The organism is Flavobacterium limicola (assembly GCF_003634755.1).
GTDB lineage: Bacteria > Bacteroidota > Bacteroidia > Flavobacteriales > Flavobacteriaceae > Flavobacterium > Flavobacterium limicola.
Genome location: NZ_RBXA01000002.1, coordinates 1 through 13,396, shown reverse-complemented (window position 1 = coordinate 13,396; position 13,396 = coordinate 1). Strand labels below are relative to the sequence as shown.

10 protein-coding genes are annotated in these 13,396 nt (G+C 33.9%); 5 read left to right on the top strand and 5 right to left on the bottom strand.

Annotated elements, in window-relative coordinates:
- Positions 1 to 120: 120 nt before the first annotated feature.
- Entirely contained in the window at positions 121 to 1,437 is a 1,317-nt protein-coding gene (locus BC952_RS07390; RefSeq protein WP_121364999.1) for an ammonium transporter, read from the top strand.
- A 243-nt stretch (positions 1,438 to 1,680) separates the two neighbouring features.
- On the opposite strand, the gene BC952_RS07385 is transcribed toward BC952_RS07390, so the two are convergent.
- Positions 1,681 to 3,528, bottom strand: a complete 1,848-nt coding sequence (locus BC952_RS07385; RefSeq protein ID WP_121364998.1) for a CocE/NonD family hydrolase — start codon at positions 3,526 to 3,528, stop codon at positions 1,681 to 1,683.
- Between the two features lie 583 nt (positions 3,529 to 4,111).
- Between BC952_RS07385 and BC952_RS07380 the strand changes: the two genes are divergently transcribed.
- Together BC952_RS07380 and BC952_RS07375 are read left to right on the top strand one after the other, a co-directional pair.
- Entirely contained in the window at positions 4,112 to 4,546 is a 435-nt protein-coding gene (locus tag BC952_RS07380) for a GNAT family N-acetyltransferase (protein WP_121364997.1), read from the top strand.
- Positions 4,547 to 4,581: 35 nt separating this feature from the next.
- Positions 4,582 to 5,655, top strand: coding sequence for an alanine/ornithine racemase family PLP-dependent enzyme (locus BC952_RS07375; RefSeq protein ID WP_121364996.1), 1,074 nt, complete (start codon positions 4,582 to 4,584; stop codon positions 5,653 to 5,655).
- Positions 5,656 to 5,799: 144 nt separating this feature from the next.
- Here BC952_RS07375 and BC952_RS07370 read toward each other — a convergent pair whose 3' ends face one another.
- From BC952_RS07370 to BC952_RS07360, 3 genes are read right to left on the bottom strand one after another with little or no spacing between them, the layout of a single operon-like run.
- Entirely contained in the window at positions 5,800 to 7,833 is a 2,034-nt protein-coding gene (locus BC952_RS07370; RefSeq protein WP_121364995.1) for a protein-disulfide reductase DsbD family protein, read from the bottom strand.
- A complete protein-coding gene (gene tilS, locus BC952_RS07365; protein WP_121364994.1) occupies positions 7,833 to 9,143 on the bottom strand; it encodes a tRNA lysidine(34) synthetase TilS in 1,311 nt (436 codons plus the stop codon). The genes BC952_RS07370 and tilS overlap by 1 nt, the downstream gene beginning before the upstream one ends.
- Before the next feature lie 27 nt (positions 9,144 to 9,170).
- The gene (locus BC952_RS07360) at positions 9,171 to 10,457 is read right to left on the bottom strand and encodes an anthranilate synthase component I family protein (RefSeq protein ID WP_121364993.1); all 1,287 of its coding nucleotides are present in this window, start codon (positions 10,455 to 10,457) and stop codon (positions 9,171 to 9,173) included.
- A 142-nt stretch (positions 10,458 to 10,599) separates the two neighbouring features.
- On the opposite strand from BC952_RS07360, the gene BC952_RS07355 reads away from it, so the two are divergent.
- Both BC952_RS07355 and BC952_RS07350 read left to right on the top strand, forming a co-directional pair.
- Entirely contained in the window at positions 10,600 to 11,004 is a 405-nt protein-coding gene (locus BC952_RS07355) for a VOC family protein (RefSeq protein WP_121364992.1), read from the top strand.
- A 38-nt stretch (positions 11,005 to 11,042) separates the two neighbouring features.
- Positions 11,043 to 11,423, top strand: coding sequence for a DoxX family protein (locus tag BC952_RS07350; RefSeq protein ID WP_121364991.1), 381 nt, complete (start codon positions 11,043 to 11,045; stop codon positions 11,421 to 11,423).
- A 76-nt stretch (positions 11,424 to 11,499) separates the two neighbouring features.
- Here BC952_RS07350 and lpdA read toward each other — a convergent pair whose 3' ends face one another.
- Positions 11,500 to 12,903 carry a dihydrolipoyl dehydrogenase gene (gene lpdA, locus BC952_RS07345; protein WP_113665525.1) on the bottom strand — a complete coding sequence of 468 codons (1,404 nt, stop codon included), beginning with the start codon at positions 12,901 to 12,903 and terminating at the stop codon, positions 11,500 to 11,502.
- Positions 12,904 to 13,396 lie beyond the last annotated feature (493 nt).

Genomic DNA, 13,396 nt, shown 5'->3' with positions numbered 1-13,396 from the left:
TACCCACAATAAAAAGGGGTACACATTGTTTAAATCGTAAAAATAAAACATTCAATTGCTTTTATAAAGGGGGTTGTTAAGGTTTTTTATATTTTTATCGAAATTTAAAACTAAAAAACAATGAGAAAAATTATTTTAAGTGTGATATTAATCACAATCTTGGTATTTACCCTTTTTTCAAATTATTTTCTAACAGATAGCCCTGCTCCGGCAGAAGCTGTAAAATTTGACACTGGCGATACCGCTTGGATGATTGTTGCTACAGCACTTGTATTAATCATGACTCCTGGTTTAGGTTTCTTTTATGGTGGAATGGTAGGTAAAAAAAATGTCATCAGTACCATGCTTCAAAGTTTTATGGCCATGATAATTGTAACTGTTTTATGGGTTGTTATCGCTTTTGGATTATCATTTGGACCAACAGTTGGAGGCGTTATAGGAAATCCTATCCCGAATTTATTCTTTCAAGGTGTAGGTACAAATACAGCATGGAGTCTTGCTCCTACAATCCCTTTTATGTTATTTGCTTTGTTTCAAGCAAAATTCGCTATAATTACCCCTGCTTTAATTACTGGAGCTTTTGCTGAAAGAATTCGTTTTTGGGCTTACTTGCTATTTATGGTTTTATTTATATTACTTATTTATACACCATTAGCTCATATGACTTGGCACCCAGATGGTATTTTCTTTAAAATGGGAGTATTAGATTTCGCCGGTGGAACAGTCGTTCACATGAGTGCTGGATGGGCTGCATTAGCAGGAGCCATTTTTTTAGGAAAAAGAAAAGCACAAAAACCTAATCCTGCACGTATCACTTATGTATTATTAGGAACTGGTTTATTATGGTTTGGATGGTTTGGGTTCAATGCCGGATCGGCTTTAGGATCAAACGGTTTAGCTGTACAAGCGCTTGGTACTACAACTGTTGCTGCTGCTGCAGCTGGAATGGCTTGGGTATTTCTTGACAAAATTCTTGGTCACAAACTTTCTGCAATGGGAGCTTGTATCGGTGTAGTTGTAGGTTTAGTGGCTATAACTCCTGCTGCAGGATTTGTGAGTATTCCACACGGAATGTTTATAGGAGCTTTTGCCAGTATCGTTAGTAATTTAGTGGTTAGAAGTTTCCACAAAGGAAAAATTGATGATGCTTTAGACGTGTTCGCTTGTCACGGTGTAGGTGGAATGGTTGGAATGCTTCTAACTGGAGTTTTTGCTTCAAAATCAATCAACTCCGTTGTTGGTGATAATCAAGGTCTAATTTTTGGAGACGCTACATTATTTATCAATCAATTAACTGCTTTAGTAGTTGTTTCCATATTTGCTTTTGTAGGTTCCTATTTCCTTTTCTTTATCGTAAATAAAATTACTCCACTTCGTGTAAGTGAAGAAAAAGAAGAATTAGGTTTAGATATTTCTCAACATGGTGAATTTTTGTAAATCATCTTAAGATAAATTAACTCTCTGAATTCAGAGAGTTTTTTTTTGCTCTAAAGTAACTTAAAGAAAGATGATTTTTGCAGTCTGTCCAATTTCTTTAGACAAGAATTAACATCTATAAGAAACATTTTTTGCAGACTAGTTTTAGTTAATATTATTTAAAAACAAAATCCCAATCTTTTTTAAAGATTGGGATTTTGTTTTTAAATATAATCGAATGCTTTTTCTAAGTAAACGGATTATCTATTTTAAGACAGTAAACTCAATTTTTGAATCATTATAAATTCTATGAGTTTGCTTTTGAAAATCTTCTGGTTTAGCATAAAAGATATTATCGACAAATGTTTGTGGATTCAAATCAATAAACGGAAACCAAGTACTTTGAACCTGAATTTGGATTTTATGTCCTTTTTTAAAGGTATGAAAAACATCTTGCAAATTAATATTCACTGGTGTTTTCTCATTAGCAACAAATGCTTCCGGTTTTGAAAAACTGTTTCTGAAACGTCCTCTCATAACCTCACTGCGCACCATCATATGATAATTACTCATCTTCAAATAAGGAGCAACATCTTTAGTCTCTGGCTCGTCATTTGGGAAAACATCAACCACTTTTACAATCCAGTCCGCATCTGTTCCTGTAGTAGAGACTTGTAATTTAGCCAATATATCTCCTGCTAATGTGGTATCATCACTCAATACTTCTGTTTCAAAAACTATCACATCTGGACGTCTCGCAGCAAAACGCTGATCATCCGTCATATATTTCCTTGGTGTAAGCCCTGCTTGTTTGATATCTTCAGAATAAGGAACCGGTTTTTTTGGGTCACTGATGAATTCTTCAAAAGAAATATTTCTTTTGGCCATTTTTGTTAATTGACTTCCTTGCAAAAAGAAATCTTGTTTTTCGGTATTTTGAGGAGGCCAAGTTTCATAGGTCTTCCACTCTTTTCTTCCGGTATCAAAAACATAAGCTTCTGGTAATTTATTTTCACCTTTACCGTTATTTTTTAAGAAATGACGGAAGAAATTAGCTTCTATGTTTTTTTGATAATAACCGGAAATACTGTCTCCAAAATTAATATTACCAATCACTTGTTTTGCTGAATTTCTAGCCCAATCACCATGACTCCAAGGTCCCATAACGATAGTGTTATAGTTCTTGCTGCTTTTTTCAATCGTGCTGTAGGTATTCAAAGGACCATATAAATCTTCGGCATCAAACCAACCTCCAACGGTCATTACCGCTGGTTTAATATTTTTTAAATGTTGTAAAATCCCACGTTTTTGCCAAAAATCATCATAACTGGAATGATCTTTCAGCTGTTGCCAAAACTCATTGTCTTTACCATAATATTTATCTAGATTCGATAATGGTCCTGCATCCAAGAAAAACTGATAATCGTCATTTGATCCTGTATTCGTGAATTTATACCAAGGTTCTGTAGTACGCTTTGTTTTTTGTGGGCCAAATAATGGCGTCACTTTCCAATAACTCAATAAGTATGCTCCATTGTGATGAAAATCATCAAAAAAGAAATCGGCAATACACGCTTGAGGTGAAACCGCTTTCAAAGCTGGATGATTGCTTAACAAAGAATATGTAGCGTAAAAACCAGGATATGAAATTCCCCAAGTTCCAACATTTCCGTTGTTATTAGGCACATTCTTAACCAACCAATCTATCGTATCATAGGTATCAGAAGCTTCATCGGTATCTTTTTTTCCTTTTTTATTTGGAATAAAAGCGCGCATATTATCGTATAATCCATCACTCATGAACCTTCCACGAACATCTTGATAGACTACGATATATCCTTCTTTCATCATCGTTTCGCTTGGAGAAATACTTCTTTTGAGCTGACCTTCTCCATAAGGACCGGAATTATAAGGCGTTCTTTGCATTATAATCGGATATTTTTTAGAAACGTCTTTGGGAGTGTAAATTGATGTAAATAATTCTGCACCATCGCGCATCTTTATATGCACTTCTTTTTTTGTGTAATTTTCCGAAACATAATTGACTTTATTGTCTTGGGCAAATAATACCGCACCAATAAAAAAAAGCGAAACACTGAGTAGTTTTTTCATGAATTTTTTAGTTAAAAATAGTTTTTAAAGGTAAAAAATCTCACTGAATATAATATCGTTATTTCAACTTTTTTAAAATTCACAGATTGACTTTAATGAGATGAAAAGTAGAAATTTACGCTCTTTATAATAGCTCATTATTCAACGCTTTCACAACAATAATTTATTCATTTATGTATTCAAATTAGTTATTTTTTTCTGTCAGATATTCCTTTGTCTTTGCCTTAAATTATTTACAAAAGAAACCCACAAATGGATCGTTTTTCCTTATAAAAAGCACATTTTATCCATTTTAAGAGCTGTTTTCAGTTAATTCACCTTATATTTGTAAAATATCAAATTATTATTTGGGATTAATAAAGTCTCTTTTTACGAAGTTTTAATCCGAAATATGATTCCTTTATTTCAGAAATCATTCTGAAAAAATCATCTTTTTTTTTGCAGTTTTCTGCATCTCTTGCCTTTTGGAAGAATTCCATTTACAGGCTAATAAATAACCGAAAAAACAATACTATTTGATTTTCTATTTAGAAAAATCAATAGCTTAATTATTGCTCATATTTAACAATAAATTACTTTAAAAATGATATTTAAACAAATTAATAACAGAACCGGAGAAGATAAAATCTACACCAATCAAATTATAACTCTATTCCTTCATACCCATTTAGAGCATTACGGCGATACCATTGAAGACATTCAAAAATGTATTGATTATGTTATGAATCCCAATAAAGGAGGAAATATTGTAGTGGGAATAGAGGATCAAAAAATCGTAGGCGTTGTTATTTTAAACAACACTGGAATGAAAGATTACATTCCAGAAAATATTTTGGTTTATATCGCTGTAGACAACAGCCAGCGTGGTAAAGGTTTTGGAAAACAATTGATGCAAAAAGCCATATCCATTACCGAAGGAAATATTGCATTGCACGTTGAACCTCATAATCCTGCCAAAAAATTATACGAAAGTTTAGGTTTTACTAATAAATACCTAGAAATGAGACTTACTAAATAGTTCCGTCTTAAACAACTTGTTTTAAATTATCAGAAATGGCCTTTATCAAATTATATCGCAAAAAATTACAGCAAAACTATCAGTTTTTAGATGAAACATTTAAATCCAGAAATATTGAATGGGGTGTAGTTTCCAAACTGTTGTGCGGAAATAAAATTTACCTTCAAGAAATCATTGCTTTAGGAGTGCGTGAAATTCATGATTCCAGAGTGAGTAATTTGAAAAAAATTAAAGCACTAGATCCTGAAATTCAAACTGTCTATATAAAACCACCTGCAAAACGAAGTATTGAAAGTATTGTTAAGTATGCAGATATAAGTTTTAATACTGAAATCTATACCATACAACTACTTTCAGGTGAAGCGGTGAAGCAAAATAAGACCCACAAAATCATCATCATGATTGAAATGGGCGACCTTCGTGAAGGTGTTATGGGGGAAGAATTAATATCCTTTTATGGTACAATTCTAAAAATGCCAAATATCGAAATCTCTGGAATTGGTACCAATTTTAATTGTCTCAGCGGTGTAATGCCAACACAGGACAAGCTTATTCAATTGAGTTTATACAAACAATTAATCGAAGCTAAATTCAATATCAGTATTCCGTTCGTTTCCGGAGGAACTTCGGTTACAATACCGTTGCTCCTAAAAAATGCCCGGCCAATGGCCGTAAATCACTTCCGAATAGGAGAAGTGCTCTTCTTTGGGAAAGACTTGTTTACTGGAAATACAATTGAAGGAATGCACCATGATGTTTTCAAATTATATGCTGAAATCATCGAAATTACTGAAAAGCCGAATACGCCAACAGGTGAATTAGGAGAGAATGTAGCCGGAAATTCGTTTTCAATGGACGATGTCACTGATCTGGGAATTACTTCCCTGAGAGCCATTCTAGATATTGGTTTGCTAGATATGCAGCCACAATACATTGAATCTGATGACACGGATATTACTATTGTAGATGCAAGTTCTGATATGTTAGTTATCGATATTTCTAATTCTAAAAAGACGTATAGAATTGGAGACTTAGTCGCTTTTCAAATACGATATATGGGCGCTTTATACCTTTTAAATTCTGATTATATCGAGAAAATAATCGAATAAAAAAATTTCCTGTCTACAGTTAAAATATAACAAGTACATTTAGTAAAAAATACTAAATTCAAAAACAAATTGCACTAATTTCCAAAGATTACTTCTTAGAAATTAGTGCAATTTACGTTTGCTATTTTGTCCAAATGCTACGCTTTATTTAGCCTTTTTAAAGCGATCAATTCCTTCTCTCAACCAGCCTTTATATGAGTTGATATCTGAGTTATAACTTTCTGGTTTATCAGATAACATAGTACCTTCTGCGTCTAAAATGATATAATACGGTTGTGCGTTAGCTTTAAACTTTGTGATTTGAAAATCACTCCATTTGTTCCCCACACTTACAATTTCTTTCCCTGTTTCTTTAGATATATATTGCTCGCTTTTTGGTAATTCTCTTTTGTCATCCACATACAAAGAGATTAAAACCACTTCGTCTTGTAATATTTTTAGAATCGCAGGATCAGACCAAACATAATCTTCCATTTTTCTGCAATTCACACAAGCATATCCTGTGAAATCAAGTAAAATGGGTTTGTTTACTGATTTGGCATAAGCCAATCCCTTTTCATAATCCTCAAAAGCGATAAGATCATGTGGTCCTAAATGTGCGCCTTCAGGCAAAATTTGAGCTGATGCATTCGAACCACCTTTTGAATTTCCTACTCCGTATGGACTTTCACTATACGTCATTGGAGGCGGGAAACCAGAAATTAATTTTAATGGTGCTCCCCAAATTCCGGGAATCAAATAGATGGTAAAAGCCAAAACTACTAATCCTAATGACAATCTTCCTACCGAAATATGACTCATTGGGCTATCATGTGGGAGCGTAATTTTCCCGAATAAATAAAAGGCCAATGTTCCAAAAATAGCAATCCAAATTGCCAAAAACACTTCTCTTTCCAAGAAATGCAATTGTAAAACCAAATCCGCATTCGACAAAAATTTGAATGCCAAAGCTAATTCTAAAAACCCTAAAACGACTTTAACCGTATTCAACCAACCGCCAGATTTTGGCAACGAATTCAACCAACCCGGGAACATGGCAAATAACATAAATGGTAAGGCTAAAGCCAATGAAAATCCGAACATTCCAACAATTGGGGCAATTCCACCTTTAGACGCAGCTTCGACTAAAAGTGTTCCTACGATAGGTCCGGTACACGAAAAAGAGACAATCGCTAATGCCAAAGCCATGAATAAAATTCCAATTATTCCGCCTCTATCTGCTTGATTATCGACTTTATTTGCCCAAGAATTTGGTAACATAATCTCAAAAGCTCCTAAAAATGACGCCGCAAAAGTGACTAACAAAACAAAGAAAATAATATTAAACCAAACATTTGTAGATAACGCATTCAGTGCATCTGCTCCAAATATCCAGGTCACTAAGAATCCTAAAACAACATATATGAAGATGATTGCAATTCCATAAATAATGGCATTTCTAATTCCTTTTGCTTTTGTTTTGCTTTGTTTGGTAAAAAAACTGACCGTCATAGGAATCATCGGGAAGACGCAAGGCGTAAGCAACGCAGCAAATCCAGATAAAAAAGCGATAAAGAAAATAGACCATAATCCTCTTTGTTTAGAAGGTTTGGTATCCAGAACGGGAACTTTTTCAGCCGTAACAACTTGTTCTTTATTTACATCCGCAATGGCAACTGAAGTATCAACTTTAGCTGAATCTATTGTAGTCAAATCTGATGCTACAGTAGGTAATTCCGCTGTTTTTGCAGTGGCAGGAATGGTAAACGTAAAACTCTTCTCTAAATTGATACATGCTTCTTTACAAACCTGATAATTCAAATTGACTTCAATTTTTGTAATCTTTGGGTTTGTAATCGTGATTTCTTGTTGAATTTGAGCTTTTTTCTCAAAGTACGTTTCGTTCACTTCAAAAACATCATTGAAAGCAGTTGTGGTTTTACTTTCTTTGGCTTTGCCCACTAAATTAAAGTTACCTTTTTGATTTTTGAAAATAATTTCCAAAGGCAAAGATCCGCCGTCAGCCGTAAATTGGGAATACAGATGCCAATCTTTTTCTATGATAGCATTAAAAGTAAGGATGTAATTATTCTCAGATTTCTTTTCTATTTTGGTAGTCCATTTTGCAGGATCAAGAATTTGGGCATATCCATTAGCAAAAGCCAAAAAAGCAATAAGTATAAATAGTATTTTCTTCATTATTCTAATTGTATTTTAAATATATTCTTTGTTGTGTTCTCTATTCTAAAACGTTCATCCTGACGAAGACCAATAATCCAAACTATGTCTTCATTCGAACATAAAAGCCACGAATTTTCTTTTTCCAGCAAGGATAATTTTTCATCTTTAAAAAGCTTGCTCACTTTTTTCGATTTACCATTCATCCCAAAAGGTTGAAAACTGTCGCCCTCATTCCAATGGCGCAAAACTAAAGGAAATTGAAGTTTATCAGCGTCAACAAAGATAGCTGAGTTCGTTGTTAAACTAATGTCCGCTACTTTACAAAACGTAAGATTTAAGGGAATATTAACTTCTTTTTGATTTTCATTAATTGCATATTCCTCCTTTTCATTTACGAAATTTATCGGACTCAGGATTAAAGAATCTCTGTCTTTCAATAATCTATATTCTGGCGAAAAAACGTATTTCCCAGATTGGCTTTCGACCAAATCATAAATATCTTCCCAAGCCGAAAACCCAAATTCTTTAAGCCATTGATGTAAATACGATTTGTAATTGGGTAATTTTTTTAATTTTTTTAAATCAAAATAAATAGTATCATCCTCTTGTTTAGCCACTTGCTGATAAATCATAATTGATGCATCTTCAACCATCACTTGCGCTTCTTGCAAATAAGTTTGCGTTTTATGAAATGATGACAGAAAATTGTGATTCAATTCCTTTAACATCGGAACGAGATGATGGCGAATTTTATTCCGAAGGTATTTATCAGATGCATTGCTGCTGTCTTCACGCCATTGAATGTCATTTATTATGGCATATTCTTCCATTTCTTCTTGGCTAAATGCCAAAAGCGGACGAATTACTCTATCGTTTTGCTCTGGAATTCCAGTTAAACCTTCTAATCCAGTTCCACGACTCAAATTGATTAGGAACGTTTCCAGATTATCATCGGCATGATGTGCCGTGAGAATATAATCGAATTTTTCAGTTTCTAATAATTCATAAAACCAATTGTAACGCAACTCACGCGCGGCAACTTGCGTAGAAACTTTATAATCTTCTGCGAAAGCTTTAGTATCAAATTGTGTTATAAATGCCGGAATACCATTTGCGGAAGCATATTCCTTGACAAAATTTTGGTCTTCAAAACTTTCCATCCCACGCAATTGAAAATTACAATGTGCAATTCCTATTTCATAATCTAATTGCTGAAACAAATGAACCATTACCATACTGTCTTTCCCGCCGCTTGTGGCCAGAAGTATTTTTTTTCCGCTCAAGAACTGGAAATTATGAAGAAGATGGTTTTGGAATTTCTGTAGCATATTCAAATTTAATTAATTCGTTTGGATTTAACTTAAAACTTCTCGCATCGCTTTTGCTTTAAGCAAACATTCCTCATACTCCTTTTCAGGAATGGATTGCGAAGTGATGGCGCTTCCAACTGAAAAAGAAACGTATTGTTTTTCTTGATTGTATAAAATGCTTCGGATAACAACATTGAAATCAAAATCACCATCTGGTGTAAAATAACCAGCGGCACCGCTATACAATCCGCGTTTGGTTTCTTCCAACTGCTCAATGATTTTCATCACTGAAATCTTTGGTGCTCCAGTCATACTTCCCATCGGGAAAGTGGTTTTTAATACATCAACAACAGAATATTGCGTATCTAATTTTGATGTCACTGTAGAAATCATTTGATGCACTTGTAAAAAAGAATAAATTTTGCACAACTCCTGCACTTCAACGGATCCTTTTTGTGCCGTTCGAGATAAATCATTACGCACTAAATCTGTAATCATAATATTTTCAGATCGCTCTTTTGGATCTAAAGCCAATTGTGTTTTTGATTGCTCATCTTCAACTGTATCTAAAAATCGCTTCGCCGTTCCTTTAATCGGTTGCGAAATAATCAGTTCTCCCTCTTTCCTTAAATAACGTTCCGGCGTTGCAGACAGTAAAAAATGGTTGTTATTTTTAAAAAAAACTGCGAATGGAGGCTGAGAAATTTCGTTGAGTTTTATAAATTTATCAATTGGATTAATCGTTGCGTTTTCAGCAAAAAATTCCATACAAAAATTAGCTTCATAAATATCGCCCTGATGAATGTGTTCCAAGACTTTTGAAACCTTCTCAAGATAACTCTCTTTCGGAATCCGTTGTTGGATCGTTACCAATGCCTCTATTTCGACTCTTGACTTTCGAATTTTGACAATTTCTTCAAAATCTAACTCCACTTCATCATCACACATATTGAGATATTGAATTTCAACTTGATTCCCACTCAATAAAAACAATTTCTTCGGTTGAAAGAAATACAAATCCGGAAATTCTAATCCGTCAAAATTGGCAGATTGTAAGTGTTCAATATCATTTTTTAAATCATAGGATAAATAACCAAAAAGCCAATCTTTGGTACTTTGCTGGTATTGTTTTAAATCCTCAAAAGCATTGTGACAATCCGTTTTTATTGAAGTAAATGCATCAACGGCAAGAACACAATCATAACTGGAATATTTTTGTGGATAATAATTGCTGTCCAAATAAATGATTTCTCGAAACTGTTGAGACCAAAATAAAAGCTGTTCTTTAAACAGTTTTGGATCAGAAATAGACTTGTAAATAGAAGTTCTCAAAAAGTATTGGTATTTAAAGTTCAAAATTACAACAAAAAATAAACCTTCAATAACCGATTTTACTAAAATTAGCTTATTTTTTTGTAAATTTGATAGTGCGTGATCCGTTTTAGATTTTGTAAATCATTAAATCATTCCCGTTATGGCTTCCAAAATTTTCCTTAATTTAGCTGTTAAAGACCTTAAAAAATCGATTGATTTTTTTACTACACTTGGATTTTCTTTCAACCCACAATTTACTGATGAACATGCCACTTGCATGATTATTGGAGAAAATATTTTTGTGATGCTAGTTACTGAGCAACGATTTAAAGACTTCACCAAAAAAGAAATTTGCAACGCCCATAAAAATACCGAAGTATTAATTGCAATTGATGTTGATAGTAGAGAAAAAGTAGACGAAATGGTAAAAACTGCAGTAGATGCCGGTGGTTCAATTTATATGGAGCCGCAAGATCATGGATGGATGTATGGACATGGTTTTGCCGATTTAGACGGGCATCAGTGGGAAATTTTCTATATGGATGAAAGTGCTATTCCCAAATAATAATTCTCAAATGTGTAACCTCTAAAAAACCATATACTATGAAAATTGCAATTATTATTATCCGGACTTTAATTGGGCTTATATTACTTTATGCTTCTGTTAGCTTTTTTCTAAAACTAGCACCAGAGCCGGAAGTTACAGGAAATTTCAAAGCTTTCAATATAGGTTTAGTCGCCTCTACTTACATCTTGCCACTAGCAAAATCAATAGAATTCCTTTGTGGACTATCATTCCTAACTGGGCGATACGTTACATTGGCCAATATCCTAATCCTACCAATCACTTTGAACATTTTATTTATTAATTTTTTCTTGTCCCCTCAAGGAATACCAATCGCTGTGTTCTTATTTTTAGGGAATCTGTTTTTAATTTACAGTCATTGGGAAAACTATAAAGGTTTATTTGTAGCAAAAGGCTAAAAAAGAATCCTATACACTAAAAAACCCGCTCAATTGAACGGGTTTTCTTTATTTTATAGAAAATGTAATTAACTAATTACACATGTAAAGCTCTATTATCAGTTGCTGCTAAAGCTGCTTCTTTTATTGCTTCCGCAAAAGTTGGATGGGCATGAGACATTCTTGAGATATCTTCAGCAGATGCTTTGAATTCCATTGCAGTGACAGCTTCAGCAATTAAATCCGCACAACGAGCACCAATCATGTGAACGCCTAAAACTTCATCTGTTTTTGCATCAGCAAGAATTTTTACAAATCCGTCTAAATCTCCACCTGCACGAGCACGACCTAAAGCTTTGAAAGGAAAACTTCCTGATTTATAATCAACACCAGCTGCTTTCAATTGCTCTTCCGTTTGTCCAACAGCAGCCACTTCTGGCCAAGTATAAACAACACCCGGAATTAAGTTATAATCAATATGCGGTTTTTGACCTGCTAATATTTCGGCAACCATAGCTCCTTCTTCTTCGGCTTTGTGCGCTAACATTGCTCCACGAACTACATCTCCAATTGCATAAATATTTGGAATATTAGTTTGCAAATGATCGTTGACTTCAACCATTCCTCTATCTGAGATTTTCACTCCTGCTTTATCAGCATTTAATCCATCAGTGTATGGACGACGTCCTACAGAAACTAATGAATAATCTCCTTCCAGTGTAATGGTTTCTCCTTTTGCATTTTCCGCTTGAACTACAACTCCTTCGCCATTTCTTTCCACTGATTTCACTTTGTGCGAAACGTAGAATTTCATGCCTTGTTTTTTCAATACTTTAGTCAATTCTTTAGACAATGAAGCATCCATTCCAGGAATGATTCTGTCTAAATATTCTACAACAGAAACTTGTGCTCCCAATCGTAAATATACCTGACCTAATTCAATTCCGATAACTCCACCACCAATAATTACCAAATGTTTTGGCACTTCTTTAAGTTTCAAAGCTTCTGTAGAAGTAATGATTCTTTCTTTATCGATTTTGATAAATGGCAAAGAAGATGGTTTTGAACCTGTAGCAATAATGATATTTTTAGCTTCAATAGTTTCAGAAGTTCCATCTGCTTTTGCAACAGCAACATGCGTAGCATCCACAAATGAACCCAATCCTTCCAGAACTGTAATTTTATTTTTGTCCATTAAAAATTTTACACCACCCGAAGTTTGATCAACAACAGCTTGTTTGCGCGCAATCATTTTTTCAAGGTTTACTTTTACTTCTCCAGAAAGTTCAATACCGTGATCTGCAAAATGAGCAATTTCACTGTAATGATGAGAAGAAGCAAGCAATGCTTTTGAAGGAATACAACCTACATTCAAGCAAGTTCCTCCAAGAGTGGAATATTTTTCTATAATTGCTGTTTTGAAACCCAATTGTGCACAACGAATTGCTGACACATATCCGCCTGGTCCAGAACCTATAATGACCACGTCAAATGAACTCATAGTATATTTTTTTATTGTGTTTTTATAAAATGTTGCACAAAATTAAGGAATTAAGTTTTGTTTAAAGTTTAATTCAGAAGGTTTTTGATATTAAAAATGAATTATCTGAAAAAATTAATTTCTCACGACAAAATTCTCAAAATATGAATGTCTAAAAGCGACAATTACGCTATAAAAAAAACCTTATCATACACAAAAAATCCTGATCAGATTCATGATTAGAGGATGTAAAAGAATCTTAAATGCGTTTAGATTAAATAAGGGCGAACAGCCTAGGCGTTTTCCGAACACTTCGCATCTATAAAAACAAACAATCCTAATCAAATTCATGTTGAGGATTCTTTAAAGAAAGACGACCAGCCGAGAGGTTGTTCAAATACTTCGGAGAGTTGTAAAACAAAAAAGCCTATCTTTTCAGATAGGCTTTTCAAAGAAAGGCGACGACATACTCTCCCACATAACTGCAGTACCATCTGCGCAGGCGGGCTTAACT